This window comes from Azoarcus sp. CIB, from assembly GCF_001190925.1.
Classification (GTDB): domain Bacteria; phylum Pseudomonadota; class Gammaproteobacteria; order Burkholderiales; family Rhodocyclaceae; genus Aromatoleum.
The window spans coordinates 2,623,352-2,640,332 of the sequence record NZ_CP011072.1 but is presented as its reverse complement, the minus strand read 5'-3'; the positions used below and the strand labels follow the sequence as shown (position 1 = coordinate 2,640,332).

12 protein-coding genes and 1 pseudogene are annotated in these 16,981 nt (G+C 63.5%); 10 read left to right on the top strand and 3 right to left on the bottom strand.

The genetic code is table 11. The annotated features are described in order from the left end of the window. Positions 1 to 120 precede the first annotated feature (120 nt). Together AzCIB_RS23810 and AzCIB_RS11625 are read left to right on the top strand one after the other, a co-directional pair. Complete coding sequence (locus tag AzCIB_RS23810; RefSeq protein WP_083446981.1) at positions 121 to 1,455, top strand: DUF3422 domain-containing protein; 1,335 nt, start codon at positions 121 to 123, stop codon at positions 1,453 to 1,455. Next, on the top strand, positions 1,452 to 3,197 hold the full coding sequence (locus AzCIB_RS11625; RefSeq protein WP_157058488.1) for a DEAD/DEAH box helicase family protein: 1,746 nt from the start codon (positions 1,452 to 1,454) through the stop codon (positions 3,195 to 3,197). Before AzCIB_RS23810 ends, AzCIB_RS11625 begins: the two co-directional genes overlap by 4 nt. Positions 3,198 to 3,327: 130 nt before the next feature. Here AzCIB_RS11625 and AzCIB_RS24680 read toward each other — a convergent pair whose 3' ends face one another. Then, entirely contained in the window at positions 3,328 to 3,510 is a 183-nt protein-coding gene (locus AzCIB_RS24680) for a hypothetical protein (protein ID WP_232299203.1), read from the bottom strand. A 72-nt stretch (positions 3,511 to 3,582) separates the two neighbouring features. On the opposite strand from AzCIB_RS24680, the gene AzCIB_RS25085 reads away from it, so the two are divergent. Further along, a complete protein-coding gene (locus tag AzCIB_RS25085) occupies positions 3,583 to 3,684 on the top strand; it encodes a cupin domain-containing protein (protein WP_502685637.1) in 102 nt (33 codons plus the stop codon). Positions 3,685 to 4,369: 685 nt separating this feature from the next. Here AzCIB_RS25085 and istB read toward each other — a convergent pair. Further along, positions 4,370 to 5,158, bottom strand: a pseudogene (gene istB, locus AzCIB_RS11615) (IS21-like element helper ATPase IstB). A gap of 454 nt (positions 5,159 to 5,612) precedes the next feature. On the opposite strand from istB, the gene nosR reads away from it, so the two are divergent. The 7 genes from nosR (at position 5,613) to AzCIB_RS11580 (ending at position 14,796) form a co-directional block, all read left to right on the top strand. Beyond that, entirely contained in the window at positions 5,613 to 6,920 is a 1,308-nt protein-coding gene (gene nosR, locus AzCIB_RS11610; RefSeq protein ID WP_050416047.1) for a response regulator c-di-GMP phosphodiesterase, NosR family, read from the top strand. Positions 6,921 to 6,987: 67 nt separating this feature from the next. After that, a complete protein-coding gene (locus AzCIB_RS11605; protein ID WP_050416046.1) occupies positions 6,988 to 7,569 on the top strand; it encodes a response regulator in 582 nt (193 codons plus the stop codon). Continuing rightward, entirely contained in the window at positions 7,569 to 8,222 is a 654-nt protein-coding gene (locus AzCIB_RS11600; RefSeq protein WP_050416045.1) for a GTP-binding protein, read from the top strand. Before AzCIB_RS11605 ends, AzCIB_RS11600 begins: the two co-directional genes overlap by 1 nt. Continuing rightward, a complete protein-coding gene (locus AzCIB_RS11595; protein WP_050416044.1) occupies positions 8,219 to 9,406 on the top strand; it encodes a sensor histidine kinase in 1,188 nt (395 codons plus the stop codon). The genes AzCIB_RS11600 and AzCIB_RS11595 overlap by 4 nt, the downstream gene beginning before the upstream one ends. A gap of 7 nt (positions 9,407 to 9,413) precedes the next feature. Next, a complete protein-coding gene (locus AzCIB_RS11590) occupies positions 9,414 to 11,654 on the top strand; it encodes an ATPase, T2SS/T4P/T4SS family (protein ID WP_050416043.1) in 2,241 nt (746 codons plus the stop codon). 32 nt (positions 11,655 to 11,686) lie between these two features. Continuing rightward, positions 11,687 to 12,676: an ATP-binding protein gene (locus AzCIB_RS11585; RefSeq protein ID WP_232299422.1), complete on the top strand. Its 990-nt coding sequence runs from the start codon at positions 11,687 to 11,689 to the stop codon at positions 12,674 to 12,676. Then, positions 12,673 to 14,796, top strand: a complete 2,124-nt coding sequence (locus AzCIB_RS11580; protein WP_050416042.1) for an EAL domain-containing protein — start codon at positions 12,673 to 12,675, stop codon at positions 14,794 to 14,796. The genes AzCIB_RS11585 and AzCIB_RS11580 overlap by 4 nt, the downstream gene beginning before the upstream one ends. 15 nt (positions 14,797 to 14,811) lie before the next feature. Here AzCIB_RS11580 and AzCIB_RS11575 read toward each other — a convergent pair whose 3' ends face one another. Beyond that, positions 14,812 to 16,869 carry a two-component system sensor histidine kinase NtrB gene (locus tag AzCIB_RS11575; RefSeq protein WP_050416041.1) on the bottom strand — a complete coding sequence of 686 codons (2,058 nt, stop codon included), beginning with the start codon at positions 16,867 to 16,869 and terminating at the stop codon, positions 14,812 to 14,814. Between the last annotated feature and the right edge of the window lie 112 nt (positions 16,870 to 16,981).

Genomic DNA, 16,981 nt, shown 5'->3' with positions numbered 1-16,981 from the left:
AGACATCTCTCCCGTCGGCTGGCGAAATTCTCCCGGTTCTCTCCTCATCGTCAGCCGACTTTCCTCCGCTCTGGTTTCCAAACGGACTCCAGGGCGTTTTTTTGAACGAATGGTCCTCGCATGCCACTCGACTTGACTCTCGCGATACAGAAGTCCACCTGTGACGAACTTCATGCTCGCCCATTTATTGACATCGCATCTCCAGCCGAAGTCTTTTCGGTAACTGTCTTCTTTGATAGCGACACGGGACAGCAGCTCCGCAATCTTCGCCGGCTTACACAGCGCTTTGGGCTTTCCGCCCCATCCGCTGGCACGCGCTGTTACGCTGAGCATACCCCTTCTATCTCGCTGCACTGGTCGCTTCATACCGAGTTCGCTCGGTATACGGTGATTACCACGCCCGACCTCCCCAGCATGGCAGGTTCCGGGAGCCTCCGGGAACCGGCGGCCAGCGATTGGCTAGAGGATCTCGACGGCATTCTATTGACTGCATCCTCGTTGATACTTACTGGGGGCGACTGTCGTGCTCCGAGTGCGCCTGCCTCCGGAGGGGAAGTATGCATCGGTGCAGGGCTGGAAGATGCGGGTGGGTGGGTCGAAACGGACATGCGCCTGCAATACGGAGATGGCTGCAAGCCCGGCTTCGTCAGGTACCGCATTTGGACGGCACGGATGGGGCCGGAACAGATTGGGCGTGTCGTTCAACGTCTCGTGGAGATTGATACGTATCTCGCTCTTGCGCTGTTGTCGCTGCCGATTGCTCATGCCCAGGTCCCGGAGCTCGACAGGATCGGCATCGATCTGCGCGAGCTCGTGGTCGCACTCGGCGATCCTGTACAGGGCGAGGATCGATTGCTCGCAAGGCTCGAAAAGCTCGCTGCCGATCTCGAGCGTCTGATCGCCGTTAGCCAGTATCGCTTTTCCGCGTCGCGCGCCTATTACGAGCTTGTCGATGTGCGCCTGGCCGAACTCCCTGCGCCGCGCCAACAGGGCGCGGAATATATTGGCGATTTCATCCTGAGACGGCTAACGCCTGCGATGGCGACCTGCCGCGCGGTCGAGCGCAGACAGGAGAACCTTGCCGTGCGAATTGAACGTGCAGCCGCCTTGTTGCGGGCGCGTCAGGAAGCCCGACATCAGGAACTCAATCGCGCGCTGCTTGCTCGTACCGCCAAGAATGGTGAGCTACAGGTTCGCCTGCAGGAAATGGTGGAAGGCCTGTCTGTGTGGGTCTTGACCTATTACGTCATCGGTCTTGCCGCCTATCCCTTGAAAGCCTTGCACGGACTCGGGCTGGGGCTCGACTTCGACGTCAATATCGTACTGGGCGCTGCAATACCATTCATCGCCGCATTGACTTGGCTTGGGCTTCGCGGGGCAAAGAACAGCTTCGCCAGCCTCGCGGCCGATGGTGCGCCCGAATCCGGCCGTCGGAGCCCGGGGACTTCTCGATGAACCGGCGCCCCGACTTTACGACGACCGCTCCTTCACACCTTGTCGTCGAACAGTCCGCCTGGAGTCCGGGCGTGTTGAGCAGGACTCCGACGGCGTTCCGTTTGCTCGAGACCATCCATCGCCCCGAGAACGTCTTTCCTTCTGCGGAACTGGTCGAAGATTTTGCACGCATGACGGGCATGCCGATGGAGGAACTCGTCATGTTCCGGCCGGCGCGACTGGCGCTGCATGAAGTTATCGTGCGCGTGACCGCGGACATCGTGGTGTCGGAAGGTGAATCCGAGGAGGTGTTTGGGCAGAACTTTCGCCGAATCGCCGACAGGATCCTTTCGCATCATGTCCTTCCCCGAATGGGGGAGGTCGAGCGCATGCACTTGGATCTGCGCGAGCGCGTGACCCATCGGGTTCGCGCGATACTGGCAGCCCGTCTCGGTCCGGTGGCGGCGCCATCCGCCGTGCGCACTTTTCCGTCGCGCCTTCTGGCGCGGTGCAGGTCAATTCGGTCTCCTGACAAGATTCCGGGCGAGCGCGAACATTCGGTGGTTTCCGGATTCAAGTCCGACGGACTGGCTGCAAGCGATCCTTGCGAGCGTGCGATCTTCAAGGGGCTGTATCGGGTTCTTGGAGCCATCCTGGCCGCACGCGGGATCCTGGGGTCGGATCTACAGATGCTCGCCGAACTCGTCACGCGCTATGTGTGCAACCACTTCGGCAGCCGGATGATCGGTGAGGCGATTAAGGAGTGGATTGACGTCGCAGTCGAGCAGGAAGGCTATCAGCGTGTCTGCAACCGCGCGCAACCGGTGTTGATCAGCCTCAAGGGCGCTTCGGCCGCAGGCAAGAGTTCGATCCGACCGATGATCAAGCGCTTGATGACCGACTGCGGAATCGAGCCGGATGGCTACGCAACCATCAGCCCCGACGTGTGGCGCCGCCTGCTGCTCGACTTCGAATCTCTCGGCGACGCATATAAGTATGCAGGTTACCTCACGAGCCGCGAGGTAATGGTGATCGACGGCAAGCTCGATCGTTACATCCGTGACAAGGCGAATCGCGCGCAGGCCATTCCGCACCTGCTGGTCGACCGATTTCGATTCGACAGCTTTTCGAGCGATGAAGTCAGCCGGATCCTTCGGGACACTTATACGCGGTACGTGTCGACCATCCACATGTATTTCCTCGTGACTCCTCCCGAAGAGACGGTGGAGCGCGGCTGGCTGCGCGCACTTGAACGCGGGCGCTACAAGGCCGTGGAGGATTTCCTCGCTCACTGTGTCGAAGCATACCGGGGAATGCCGAAAATCCTGTTCCGATGGCTCGGCTGTAGCGATGTTGACTACCGCTACTACTTCATGGACAACCGGGTGCCGAAGGGAACCTTCCCGAAGCTGATCGCTGCCGGGAACCGCGACAGGATGGAAATCTACGATCTGGAAGGAATGGTGAATATCGAGCGTTACCAGAAAATCAACATTCACGCCCATTCACGCACCGAGGTCCATCCGCCCGACGCCTACGCCGATATTCAGGAGAACGTATCTTTTCTGCACCAATGCATTCGCCGAGTTCCCTCCGTAGTTCTCGTCAACAGTCCCGATGGGCGACCGTATCTCGAATTCAGCGACAAACGTTTCAAGGTTCTTGATGCGCAGACCCTGACGGCGGTACTGGAATGTAATCGGCTCGCCTCCATCCTCGAACTGCTCACGCCGAGGAATTTCTTGCGTGCGGTTGAGCCGTGAAAAACCGGCCAGGTTCAGGGAGCATGACGTGTTGAAAAAGTGAAGGTCACAGATGTGCGCCCGTCGATCGGAATGGGGCGGGACGCTGCTGACTCTCGGACGATGGGGCCGAGGACAAGATCTACGATAGCTAAATTAGATTTACCGCAGCTTCAATCGCAAGCACTTCCAACAATCCGGCACCAATTTCGTCAAGAGAGACCAGACAGCCATGAGGGCCATTCCAACGCTTCAAGTCGAGAATGAACGAGTAGTCGTTACCAAGTGGACCTTTCCCCCCGGGGCAGACACGGGTGATCACGTCCATGGACATGACTATGTCGTCGTACCACTGACTACAGGCAAGATCAGGTTGGTGGAACCATATGGAATCAGAGATGTTGAGTTGACGGTAGGTACGTCGTACGCAAAGCTCACCGGAGTGGCGCACAACGTCATCAACATCAATGATTTTGAGTTGTCCTTCGTCGAGATCGAACTCAAGTAAGGCAGAGGACCCGAGGACGGCGGAGACAGTAAGTCGTGCGATTCAAGTCGAAGTCCCACGTGGCCGTTAAATACAGGTTACCAACGGAAGACGGTTAAAGTCGGGCGATTGTGCATCCCGCAGGGGTCGGCAATACCGTTCTACAAAACGGCTAAGGCTTTAGCACTGATGCGGCTTTCAAGGGGGTAGTTGGCACGGTTTTGTAGATCGGAAAACGACTTAACATACTGATTTAAAACAAAACAGCCGGTGATTGTGGCTCCAGTTGTCACCGGTTCGATCCCGGTATGTCGCCCCATATATTCAAGAACTTACGGAACCCTTCGGGGTGCCGTTTTTTCAAAAGTCCAGCGTTTTTCTCAAAATCCACCAGCGCCAATATGCTTAGGGCATGGTTTATCGAAGGCCGTGATGGAAGAAAAGGGGCGCGATGGCGGCTCGCTGTCCCCGTGGCCTGAATCCGGTCGAGTCGCTCCGCACGCGTCGGCTCAATCAGGTCATCTACGGCGCCGCCGAAGTGTCGGCGCGCATCCAAAATTACCCGCCGTGCGCGTTGAATTTTACCCAGAGACTTTAGCAACCCGTCATTGGAGTAACTACCCTTCATTGTAGTCCGACGGATCGGTTCCCGGTTTCGATGCTCGGTTTCTGGAAGAGCCGCGGGTTCCCTCTGCGCGGCGGCCGCTCAGAAGGGTTCATCCTCCGTCTCGGCGATCCTGCCACGCTTGCTCTGATCGCGCGCCCGGATGCGCGACTGCGCGTCGGCCGAGCTTTGATCGAAGCGGTAGGACTCGTTGCCGGTCTCGACGATATGACAGTGGTGCGTGATCCGGTCGAGCAGCGCCGTGGTCATCGTCGCGTCGCCGAACACGGTCGCCCATTCGCCAAAGGTCCGGTTGGTCGTGATCATGACGTCGGTGTGCTCTTAGAGCTTCGAGAGCAGGTGGAAGAGCAAGGCCCCGCCCGACTGGCTGAAGGGCAAATATCCGAGCTCGTCGAGGATAACCAAATCCATGCGCAGCAAGGAGAAGGCAAGCCTCCCGGCCTTGCCCGCGGCCTTCACCTGCTCAAGCAGATTCACGAGGTTCACGGTGGAGTAGAAGCGCACCCGCTTGGCGTGACCGGTGATGCCGCTGACCCCCAGCACCGTCGCCAGGTGCGATTTCCCGGTACCCGTTCCGCCGATGACCACGGCGTTGTGGGCCGCTTCGGTGAAGGACAGGGTGGCCAGTTCGTGGATCAGTTCGCGATCAACCTTCGACTGTTCGAAGTCGAAGCCGGTCAGGTCGCGGTGCACCGGGAACTTTGCCGCGTACAGCTGGTAGGCGATCGAGCGCACGTGCCGGTCGGCGTCCTCGGCCCGCAGCAGATGTTCGAGAAGCCATCGCGAACTCTGCACGGTCGCCTCCCCTTGGGCAGTCAGTTCAGCCCACGCGTCGGCCATGCCGCACAGGCGCAGGCTCTTGATAATCACCCTGGGTAATTTTCAGCACGCACACCCCTCTAAAACCGGGTAGTTTTCATCGCGCGCCAACATGCTGCCCCTGCGGCTGTTCAAGCTTCGCGTTCGGATTCCTCAACCTGCGGTTGATGAGTCGCGTAGAGTAGGGCGTGCGTCTCCCGGAAGCGGCGCACGGCCTTGCTGACCGACTAGCTCGTCAATGCGCAGCCTTCACCCGCTTGCCTTCCATGAGCACGAGCCGCGCCGCGGATCGGGCAGGTCCCTCACGCGCGAAGGAATTCCGACGAAACTTGCCTCGATGGTCGGCTGTTCAACCAACGTGACCGTCTGACGCAGTTGGTCATACGACCGCCCTCGCGTCTATCGATTGGCACAATTTCGTTGAATTGCGGCAGGATATAATCAGCGCGCGACAGCAACCCCTCTGCCGACGGCATACCGCGGCAGAATAGCGAGATCAAACGGAATGACCGACATGTCGGGTACGGCGCCGAGCATTTTGCTGGTGGATGACGAGGCGAGCATTTTGTCGTCGCTGCGTCGTCTGCTGCGGCCTTCGGGCTATACGATCCATCTTGCCGAAAGCGGAAAGGCAGGTCTCGAAGTGCTGGAACGGGAGCACGTCGACGTCGTCATCTCGGACATGCGCATGCCGGAGATGGACGGCGCGCAGTTTCTCGAACACGTACGAAACCGCTGGCCCGGGATCATCCGGCTGTTGCTGACCGGCTATGCCGACATCGGCTCAACGATCGACGCGATCAACCGTGGCCAGATCTACCGCTACATCTCCAAGCCGTGGGATGACAACGACCTCATGCTGATCCTGCGCGATGCGCTGGAGCGGCGCCGCCTGCAAAGCGAAAACGAGCGGCTGCAGGCCCTCACGCAGGCGCAGAACGCCGAGTTGAAGGAGCTGAATTCCGGGCTCGAGCAGAAGGTGCAGGAGCGGACGCGCGAACTCGAGCAGGCCAACGCCTCGCTCAAGGTGGCGAACGAGCGGCAGAAGCAGAACTTCCTGGTCTCGATCAAGACCTTCTCGGGCCTGATGGAACTGCGCAGCGGCGGCGTGGCGGGTCACGCGAGACGGGTCGCGGACCAGGCGCGCAAGCTCGCCGCGCACCTCGGCGTGGATGCCAAGAGTCAGCAGGACATCTTCCTTGCCGGCCTGCTGCATGACATCGGTAAAATCGGTTTCTCGGATGCGATGCTCGCGAAACCGGTCGTCAGGATGAACGGCGAGGAGATGGGGTTGTACCGCAAGCACGCGCTGGCCGGTGAATCGGCGCTGATGCCGCTCGAGGAACTGAAAGGTGCTGCACACCTCATCCGCGCGCACCACGAGCGCTTCGACGGCCAGGGTTTTCCCGACGGCATGCAGGGGCTTGCGATTCCGCTCGGAGCGCGCATCCTCAGCGTCGTCAACGACTACGACGGCTTGCAGATCGGCACGCTGGCGGACAAGCTACTGAACCGGGACGAGGCGCTGGCGATGCTGGTCCGTTCCCGCGGCAAGCGCTACGACCCGCAGGTCGTCGATGCCTTTGTCGAACTGCTCGGCGGCATCGCGCAGGAGCCGCCGTCGCGCGATGTCGCTGTGGCGGCGGCGGATCTGCAGTCCGGCATGGTGCTCGCGCGTGATCTGGTCGGGCGCGACGGCGCGCTGCTGCTCGCCGCCGATTACGTCCTCGACGAGTCGCTCGTGCGTCAGATCCAGAATTACGCGCGCCGCGAGGGCATTGCCCTGATGCTGCATGTGCGGGGCGATAAATGAAGCAGATGAAGAACGCGTTGTCGCACGGCCAGTCTGTGCTTCAGCGCAATCATAGCGAGGATGACCAATGAGCCGAATCCTGATCGTCGATGACGAGGAATCAATCCTGAAGTCCTTGCGGCGAGTGCTTTCCCTGACGCCATGCGTGGTCGGCGAGCGCGTATGCTCGCTGAGCGTGGACACCTTCAGTATTGCCACCGAGGCGCTCGAGAAGGCGCGCCACACGGCCTACGACCTCGTGCTCTCCGATTACCGCATGCCGGGCATGGACGGTGTCAGCTTCCTGAAGGCCTTTCGCGAGATCCAGCCTGACGCCGCGCGGATCATCCTGTCCGGCTATGCCGATCTCAACGGCCTGATCGGTGCGATCAACGAGGCCGGCATCAGCCGTTTCATGTCCAAGCCGTGGAACGACTACGAACTGGTCTCAGCGATCGGGCAGGCGCTGGCACTGCGCGACTTGACCCTCGAGAACCAGCGCCTTGCCGATCAGGCGCGCGTTGCGATGGGGACGCTGTCCGCGGCCGAACTCGAGCGCCGGCGCCTTGAGTCCGAAGAGCCGGGCATCACGCACGTCATCTGGGGCGAAGATGGCTCGGTGCTACTCGACGAATCCCTGCTCGACGACCCGGGCAAGGGGTTTTCCTGATGCCAGAACTCGACCGCGAAGCCGGGCGCCTCACCTTCAAGCTCGTGTATTACGGTCCGGCCCAGGGCGGTAAGACCACCAACCTGATGCAGCTGCACGATCTGGTCGGCGCCGAGATGAAAGGCGAGCTGATGACGCTCGAGACGCAGCATGATCGCACGCTGTTCTTCGACCTCCTGCCGCTCGGCTTTCGCGCGCCGTCGGGTCTGACGATCCGCTTCCGGCTGTTCACTGTGCCGGGTCAGGTGGCGCACGACGGCACGCGCAAGGCGGTGCTGTCGCGCGCCGACGGCGTCGTGTTCGTCGCCGACTCGCAGCGTACCGAGTCGATCAATAATGGCGAATCCTTTCAGAATCTGGTCGAGAACCTCGGTCGCGTGGGACTCGATATCGATCGCCTGCCGCTGGTGGTGCAGTTCAACAAGCGCGACCTGCCGGCGATCCTGAGCGAGGACGAGGTGCGCGAGCGTTATGCGGGGGCGCCGTGGCCGCTCGTGTTCGCCACGGCGCTTCGCGGCGACGGCGTACTGCAGACCTTCGCGACCCTGTTGCGCGGCGTGTGGCAGGGCTACGCGCAGGAGCTCGAACTCGACAGCACCCACGGCCTGACCGAGGAAACCTTCGTCGCTGCCGCCCTGGGAGGCGCAGCATGAGCGTGGAGCCGGGATTCGATCGCGAGTTCGTGCTCGGCGAGCTGATCACGCCGCGCGATGCCGACGAGATCTGCACCCAGCTCGCTGCGGTGCTCGGTCAGCCCGTTGCGGTGCTGGACGCCGCGGGAACCGTTTTCGTCGGCAACGCCCCGACCGTGGGGAGCGTGCAGGCGCCGCTGACGCTCGAGCTCGAGCCGGTCGGCTTCCTCGCCTGCGCCTGCGACGCGGTCGCGCTGAAGGGGGCCGCACGCGTCGTGCGCTGGGGGCTCCTGTCGCGAGCGCGCTTTCGCATGGTGTCCGACCTGCACCTCGAGGCGGTGCGTGCCGACTACGCCAAACTGCAGCAGCAGAACGAGGCGTTGAGGGCGTCGGAGGCGAAATACCGCGAACTCGCGGAGATCCTCGATGCGAAGGTCAAGGAGCAGGTCAAGATCATCGACGAGCGTCAGCGCCAGCTCTACCAGGCCGAACGCCTGGCATCCATCGGCCAGCTCGCGGCGGGTGTCGCGCACGAGATCAACAATCCGCTCGGCTTCGTCAACAGCAACCTGTCGACGGCGGAACGCTACGTCGCCCAGTTCGCCGAGCTGCACGACATGGTACCCGCGGAGAAATGGAAGGCCGCGGACCTCGACTTCGTGCTGGAGGATTTCGCCGAGCTGCTCGCCGACTCGCAGCAGGGCGTTGCGCGCATCGCGCGCATCGTCAAGGACCTGAAGGGGTTCTCGAGCGTTGATCAGCCCGACGTGCAGCTCGCCGACATCAACGGCCAGCTGGAGTCGCTGTTCGCGGTGATCGCTGGGCAGAAGCCGTCGGGGGTGACGCTCACGAGCGAGCTGTCGCCGCTGCCGCCGCTGATGTGCCTGTCCGGGCACCTCAACCAGGCGTTTCTCAACATTCTGCAGAACGCGTTGCAGGCGGTGGGAGAGAGCGGCACCGTGACGCTGCGCTCCCTGGCGACCGGCTCGCACGTAGTCGTGCAGATCGACGACACCGGGCCGGGCATTCCCGACGAGGTGCTGCCCTACATCTTCGACCCCTTCTACACGACGCGCGGCGTCGGTGGCGGCACCGGGCTGGGGCTGACCGTCGCGCGCGACATCGTGCTCACGCATGGCGGAACGATCACCGCCGCGACGCGCCCGGAAGGCGGGGCGCGGGTCACGGTGGAGCTGCCGCTCTAGGACCTCAATGAGCAATTACGCCGCCTTCTTCACCGGTCAGAAAGACGCCGCCGCGCCGGCTGGGACGGCCGCCGCGGAGCGGCCGCGCTACCGCATCCTGTTCGTCGACGACGAACCTTCGATCCTGAAGGCACTGACCCGCATCTTCCGCGCCGAGGCGTACGAGATCCTGACTGCCGGCAGCGGTGCCGAGGCGCTAGCGCGGCTCAAGGAGGCGCCGGTGCAGGTCATCATCAGCGACTACATGATGCCGGGCATGAACGGCGCCGACCTGCTCAAGCAGGTCAAGAGCCTGTACCCGGAGACCATCCGCATCATGCTCACCGGTCATGCCGACACCGGCGCGGTGATGGGCGCGATCAACGATGGCGCGGTGTACAAGTTCATCCTCAAGCCGTGGAACGACGACGACCTGCGCGTCACCGTATCGCTCGCGCTCGAGCAATTCGACTTGGTGCAGAAGAACCGCGCGCTGAGCCTCGAGAACGCGAAGAAGACCAAGGAGATCTCGGCGCTGTCGCGCATGGCGGTGTCCAACCGTAGCCAGCTCGGCACGATGCTGCACAAGAAGGGGCTGATCACCAGCGCGCAGTGGCAGGAGCTCACCCGCCAGCAGGGTATCCAGAAGGAACCGCTGATCCGCCTGCTGCTCGACCGCGGCTGGGTGGCGGAGAAGACGCTGCGCAAGATCCTGCGCGAGGAACTGCTGGTCGAAGAGGTGTCGCTCGGCGAATTCCGTGTCGATCGGGCCGTCGCGGAGCTGATTCCGCGCAGCTTCTGCCGCAAGCAGTTGATCATGCCGCTCAAGCTCGAGGGGCGGCGCCTGATGCTGGCGGTGGCCGATCCGATGGACGCCGGCCTGATCGACGACATCCGCTTCACCGCCGGCCTCGACCTGAAAGTCGTGATGGCGGACTTGGCGGCGATCCAGGCGAAGATCGCCGAGGTCTACGGCGACGACGACGGCGTCGACGTCCGCGACCTCGAGACCATGGTCGGCATCGTCGATCCCTACGAGGGCATCGAGATCGTCATCGACGACGACGAGGCCGTGCCGCTCGACGAGTTGCTTGCCTCGACCAACGAGCCGCCCGCGATCCGGCTCGTCAATGCGATCCTGCTCGAGGCGATCCGTCTGGGCGCCTCCGACATCCACATCCAGCCCAAGACCAAGAACGTCGTCGTGCGCTTGCGCATCGACGGCGTGCTGCAGGACAAGATCCAGATTCCGCACGCGCTGCACAGCCCGCTCGTGTCGCGGCTGAAGATCATGGCCGAACTCGACATCTCCGAGCGCCGCCGCCCCCAGGACGGGCGCATCACCGTCAAGTCGCCGCTGCGCATCGTCGACCTGCGCATCTCGACGCTGCCGACGATCAACGGCGAGAAGGTCGTGATGCGCATCCTCGACCGCAACTCCCAGGTCCTGAGCCTCGCCGGCCTCGGTTTCGGCGAGGCCGGCCTGGCCAAGGTACGGGTGATGGTCGACAAGCCGCAGGGGCTGCTGCTGGCGACCGGCCCCACCGGCAGCGGCAAGACCACGACGCTGTATTCGCTGCTGCAGGCGAACGCATCGCCGACCAAGAATTACATCACTATCGAGGACCCGGTCGAGTACTACCTCGATAACGCCGGACAGGTGCTGGTGCGCGAGAAGATCGGCCTCACCTTCCCGGTCGTGTTGCGTTCCATCCTGCGCCAGGATCCCGATGTCGTGCTGATCGGCGAAATCCGGGATTACGAAACGGCCGAGGTTGCGTTCCATACCGCATTGACAGGGCATCAGGTACTATCGACTCTGCATACGAACTCCGCGCTTGCAACGATCGCACGGCTGCTCGATCTCGGCCTCAAGCCCTTCATCGTCGCCAGCGCCCTCGAAGGCGTGATCGCTCAGCGTCTGGTGCGCCGAATCTGTCGCCAGTGCCGGCGCCAGGTCGAGGTCGACCGGACGCTCGCTGCGCGCCTCGGACCGCGTTTCGACTCGCTGCAGACGGCGTTCGTGGGCGAGGGCTGCGTCCAGTGTGGTGGCAGCGGCTATCACGGGCGGCTCGGGCTGTACGAGATCCTGTTGCCGGACGAGAATATGCGCGACCTGATCACCCGCAGTGCCAGCATCCGCGAGATTACGGCCCACGTGCGCGCAAACGGGCACGAGTCGCTGTGGGACGATGCGCGGAAGAAAATTGCGCTCGGCGAGACCTCGCTCGAGGAGACCCTGCGCGTTCTCGGTCCGGAACCGGAATGATTCGTACAACTTCAGCGACAGGAGCCTCCGGGATGGCAGAGGCGTTTGAGATGCAGGCCCTGATGACGGGCAACACGGAAGTCGACGAGCGCCTCGGGCGTCTGATCGGCGGATTCGAGGCGCGGATTGAGGAATTGACGCGCGAACTGGAGCGCGAACGCCAGCTGATGGCCGAGCTGGTTGCGCGCGTGGAACGGACTCAGAGCCAGCTGCTGCAATCCGAGAAGATGGCCGCCATCGGCCAGCTCGCCGCCGGCGTCGCGCACGAGATCAACAATCCGGTCGGCTTCGTGGGCTCGAACCTCGGCTCGCTCGCGTCCTACGTGGACCGCCTGTTCGCCCTGCTCGCCGCATACGAGCAGCTCGAGCAGGTGCTGCCGCCCGAGCATCCGGCGCGCGCCGCGATCGCGCAAGCGCGCGGCGCGGCCGAGGTCGACTACCTGCGCGAGGACATTCCCGACCTGCTGCGGGAGTCGGCCGACGGACTGACGCGCGTCAAGCACATCGTCAACGACCTCAAGGATTTCTCGCGTTCCGATGCGGGCGAATGGCAGGAGACCGACCTCAACCGCGGTCTCGAGAGCACCCTCAACGTGGTGTGGAACGAGATCAAGTACAAGGCGCAGATCGTGCGCGAGTTCGGCGAACTGCCCAAGGTGCGCTGTATTCCGGCACAGATCAACCAAGTCTTCATGAATCTGCTGGTCAATGCCGCGCAGGCGATCGATACGTCGGGAACGATCACGCTGCGCAGCGGCGCCAGCGAAGAGCAGGTGTGGATCGAAATCATCGACACCGGCAAGGGCATGTCGTCCGAAGTGCAGGCGCGTATCTTCGAACCCTTCTTCACGACCAAGCCGGCGGGCAAGGGGACCGGTCTCGGACTGTCGATCTCGTCCGACATCGTGAAGCGGCACAAGGGTGTGCTCGAAGTGTTCAGCCAGCCGGGCGAGGGCACGCGTTTTCGCATCGTGCTGCCGCTGCACGCGAATGACGCGGAACAGCAGCCTGCCGGAACATGAGTGCCTCGACTTCGCGCCACCCCGACGAGGACCTGTTCCGCTCCCTGGTCACACAATGGCGGCGCGGCATCATCGTCACCGACCCGGACGAGGTCATCCTGTTCGCCAATCCGGCTGCGGCGCAGATCTCGGGGTACACGGTCGAGGAGCTGATCGGCCGGAAGCCAGACATCCTGAAGTCCGGACAGACGCCCGCCGAAGTCTATCGCGACCTCAGCAAGGCGCTCGACGCCGACCAGATCTGGCACGGCGAGTTCGTCAATCTGCGCAAGAACGGCGAGCTGTACCTCGAGGCGCGGACGATCTCGGCGATCCGCGACGCCGCGGGGGCGGTGCGCTACTACGTCTCCATCAGCGAGGATCTCCACGAGCGGCAGCGCTATGAGCAGCACATCGAGTACCTGTCTACCTTCGACCAGCTGACCGGGCTTGCCAATCGCGCGGCGTTCATGCGCGCGGTGTCGGCGGAGATCGAGCTGGCGCGGCGAGCCGGGCAGGAGGTGGTGCTGCTGAACCTCGATCTCGACGGCTTCGGTGCGATCAACAACCGCTTCGGCGCAGACCAGTCCGATCGCCTGCTCGCCGAGGTCGGCGCACGCGTGCGGGATGCGCTGCGACACGTCGATCTGGTCGCACGCCTGAGCGGCGACAATTTCGCCGTGTTGCTCGGGAAGGCGGCCCCGGGCTCCGAACCGGAGAGCCGCGACATTGCCGACCGCCTGCTGGCGACGGTCGCCAGGCCGTTCACCATTGCCGGCGGTCCGGTGGAGCTCACCGCCTCGGTGGGAATGGCGTTCTACCCTGCCGATGCGGGTTCCGCCGACGAACTGCTCGGTTGCGCGCGCAGTGCGACGCACGATGCCAAGGCACATGGCGGCAACCGGTCGTGCCGCTTCGATGCCGACATGGCCGAGCGCAACGGCGAGCGGCGCCGCCTACGCGAGGAGCTTCAGCTCGTGGTGGAACGCGGCGAACTGGTGCTGCATTTCCAGCCGCAGCTGAGCCTGCACTCCGGCCACATCGTCGGCGTCGAGGCGCTGGTCCGCTGGAACCACCCCCAGCAGGGCATGCTGTTGCCAGGAGCTTTCATTCCCCTGGCGGAGGAGTGCGGCAGCATCGTCGCCATCGACTCCTGGGTGCTGCGCGAAGCCTGTCGCCAGATGCAGGCCTGGCGCGAGGAGGGGCTGCCTCCGATCAGGATGGCGGTCAACTTTTCGGCACGCCAGTTCCGGCAGCGCGCGCTGCGCGATACGGTCGCCGATGCGCTGGCAGCATATGCCGCCGATCCCCGTTGTCTCGAGATCGAGATCACCGAGGGCGCGATGATGCAGGACATGACGGCGGCGATCCGCGTCACGGCGCAGCTGAAGGAGCTCGGCGTGCGCCTGTCGCTCGACGATTTCGGTACCGGCTACTCGTCGCTCGCCTACCTGTCGCGTTTTCCGATCGACGTCGTCAAGATCGACCAGTCCTTCATCCGCGACATCGTCACCAATCCGGCCAATGCCGCCATCGTCCAGGCGACCGTCGCGATGTCGCAGAAGCTCGGCAAGGTGGTGATCGCCGAAGGGGTCGAGACCGAGGAGCAGCTGCAGTTTCTGCGGCGCAGCGATTGCGACGAGGTGCAAGGGTTCCGCTTTTCGCCAGCGGTTCCCGCCGACGAGATCGCGCGCATGCTGCGCGAGGGTGCGCGGCTCGACCTTTCGGCACCCCTCGCGCAGGACGCGCGGGAGACCATACTGCTCGTCGACGACGAGTCGAGCATTCTCTCGGCGTTGCGCCGCACGCTGCGCCGCGAGGGGTACGAAATCCTCGTCGCGGGCAGCGCGGAGGAGGGGCTCTCGATGCTGGCGAAACATCCCGTGCAGGTGATCGTTTCCGACCAGCGCATGCCGGGAATGAGTGGCACGGAGTTCCTGTCGCGGGTCAAGGTCCTGTATCCCAGGACGGTGCGCATGGTGCTGTCGGGTTATTCCGAAATTTCGGCGGTGACCGATGCGATCAACCGCGGGGCGATCTACCGCTTCCTCAGCAAGCCCTGGGATGACGAACTGCTCAAGGACGAGGTCCGCGGCGCGCTGCGCGAATGGCGCGACCTGTATGGCCGGCGTCCGACGTGAGCGGCACGGCGATGTTCATGCGTTGACGCCCGCCGGGCCCTTGACCGGCAGCCACACCCGCACCGCGGTGCCGCGTCCCGGGGCGCTATCGACCTCGAAGCGGCCGTCGTGCCGGCGAACGATGCTGTAGCTGACCGACAGACCGAGGCCGATGCCCTGTCCGACCGGTTTCGTCGTGAAGAAGGGGTCGAACATGCGCTGCCGCTCGTGCGCCTCCATGCCGCGTCCCGTGTCCCGGACCTCGATGCACACCTGATCGCCGCAATGGCGCGCGCTCACGGTGATCGTGCCGTGTTGCTCGATCGCATGGACCGCGTTGAGCAGCAGGTTGACGAACACCTGATGGATCTGCCCGGCCTGGCAGCGCACTGCCGGCAGCGGGGCGTAGTCGCGCACGACATCGGCCTTTTCGGCGATCGTCGCATGCATGACGTTGAGGGTGCTCTCCAGTCCCTGCACGAGGTCGGCCTCGGCCAGCTCCTGGTCGTCGTCGACGCGCGAGAAGTCCTTCAGGTCGGCAACGATGCGGGCAATCCGCCGCAGCCCGTCGCGGCTCTCGGCAATCAGCGTGTGCAGGTCGTCGCGCATGAAATCGAGATCCGCATCAGCGTGCAGCCGCGTCGCCGCGCCGCGCAGGCCGGTGTCGGATTGGCGGTGGATCAGGGCTTCGTAGCCGTCGATCAGCGTGAAGATGTCCTGCAGGTATTTCTCGAAAGCCCCGATGTCGGACTGGATGAAGGCGATCGGGTTGTTGATCTCGTGCGCGACGCCGGCCGCGAGCTGCCCCAGGCCGGCAAGCTTCTCGGCCTGCAGCAGCTGTCCCTGGGTCTCGCCCAGACGCACGTTCGTTTCCTGCAGTTCGGCGATGGTGTCGCGCAGCAGGTGGTCCTGTTCGAGACGTTCGGTGATGTCGTGGAACACCACGACGCAGCCGGGAGGTTCGTCCGCGTCGCGCATCGGCGCACTGGTGAACTCGACCGGGAAACTGCTCCCGTCCTTGCGGAAGAAGACCTCGCCGACGCGCCTGCTGATCCGGCCGGTATGGCGCGATGCGGCTATCGGGCAGTCCGCCAGTGCATACGGCCGGCCGTCCGCGTGGTGGTGGTGAAACAGCGCATGCGAGGGCAGACCCAGCACCTCGTGCTCGGCGTATCCGAGCATCGAGAGGGCCGCAGGGTTGATGAACATGATGTGCCCGTCGGCATCGACGCCGTAGAGCCCCTCGGCGAGCGATTCCAGGATGGTCTGCTGGCGCCGCAGCAGGATGGTGATCGACTCATGGCTTTCGCCGAGATGAGCGGCGGTGCGTCTGATCGCGTCCGCGATCCGCGACATCTCGGTTTCGCCCGGACGATGCGGTATCGCGACGGCCCCCGTTCCGGCGGCCACCTGGTCGAGCGCGCTCTCAATCATGGCGATGCGGCGCATGACGTAGCGCAACAGTCCGATCGCGAAGCCGCCGAGGAGCAGCATGCCGATGGCGAGCAGCGAGCCGATCAGCACTATCGAGTGTTGTCGCGACATGCGCAGCTCCTGGCGCGCCAGCTCGATATGGCGCTCCTGCAGCGTCGCGAGCGCGCTCAGATTGCCGGACAGCGTCGGCTGCAGCCCGGACCAGTCGAAGCGGAACAGCCGCTCCAGTTCGTTGCGATCATTGTTTTCGCAGGCCGCTTCGGCCCGTTCGAAAAAATCCCACAGCGCGGGCAGTCGGTTGTCGAGATCCGCGATCAGCTGTGCTTCTTCCGTGCCTCGCACCCAGTTCAGGTGGCCACGCTTGAACGTTTTCCAGCCGGAGCGAATCAGCGCGCCCTCCTCGGCCAGGAGTTTGCGTAAATCGTTGGGGGCGGTGGTGTCGAGAAGCACCCCCTGCAATTGCGCGTGCACGGACAGCAGGCGTCGCTCGATGTCGCGCAGCATGGCGCCCGGCGCGAGCTCATGGTCGAAGATCCGCTGTTCGGCGCGATCGGTGTGCTGCTGCGAAAAGACGAACACCAGCGACAGGGCGAGCATCACGCAGCCGGTGAGCAGCACGTGGAGCGCGAGGTAGCGGCGGATGCTGAGCCCTCGGGGCATGTCGGGTCCATCGGGGTGAAAAGAGCCGCGTATTTTAATTCACGGGCACTGCGTTGCCAGCAATTGTTGCAGGCAGGGCGCCGATGCAACCGGCCTTCTTCTCCAGAATCTT

Excerpts from the sequence above, each read along its gene's own strand:
- AzCIB_RS23810 (WP_083446981.1), top strand. The coding sequence starts at position 121 with ATGCCACTCGACTTGACTCTCGCGATACAGAAGTCCACCTGTGACGAA.
- AzCIB_RS11625 (WP_157058488.1), top strand. The coding sequence starts at position 1,452 with ATGAACCGGCGCCCCGACTTTACGACGACCGCTCCTTCACACCTTGTC.
- AzCIB_RS24680 (WP_232299203.1), bottom strand. The coding sequence starts at position 3,510 with ATGTCCATGGACGTGATCACCCGTGTCTGCCCCGGGGGGAAAGGTCCA.
- nosR (WP_050416047.1), top strand. The coding sequence starts at position 5,613 with ATGACCGACATGTCGGGTACGGCGCCGAGCATTTTGCTGGTGGATGAC.
- AzCIB_RS11605 (WP_050416046.1), top strand. The coding sequence starts at position 6,988 with ATGAGCCGAATCCTGATCGTCGATGACGAGGAATCAATCCTGAAGTCC.
- AzCIB_RS11600 (WP_050416045.1), top strand. The coding sequence starts at position 7,569 with ATGCCAGAACTCGACCGCGAAGCCGGGCGCCTCACCTTCAAGCTCGTG.
- AzCIB_RS11595 (WP_050416044.1), top strand. The coding sequence starts at position 8,219 with ATGAGCGTGGAGCCGGGATTCGATCGCGAGTTCGTGCTCGGCGAGCTG.
- AzCIB_RS11590 (WP_050416043.1), top strand. The coding sequence starts at position 9,414 with ATGAGCAATTACGCCGCCTTCTTCACCGGTCAGAAAGACGCCGCCGCG.
- AzCIB_RS11585 (WP_232299422.1), top strand. The coding sequence starts at position 11,687 with ATGGCAGAGGCGTTTGAGATGCAGGCCCTGATGACGGGCAACACGGAA.
- AzCIB_RS11580 (WP_050416042.1), top strand. The coding sequence starts at position 12,673 with ATGAGTGCCTCGACTTCGCGCCACCCCGACGAGGACCTGTTCCGCTCC.
- AzCIB_RS11575 (WP_050416041.1), bottom strand. The coding sequence starts at position 16,869 with ATGCCCCGAGGGCTCAGCATCCGCCGCTACCTCGCGCTCCACGTGCTG.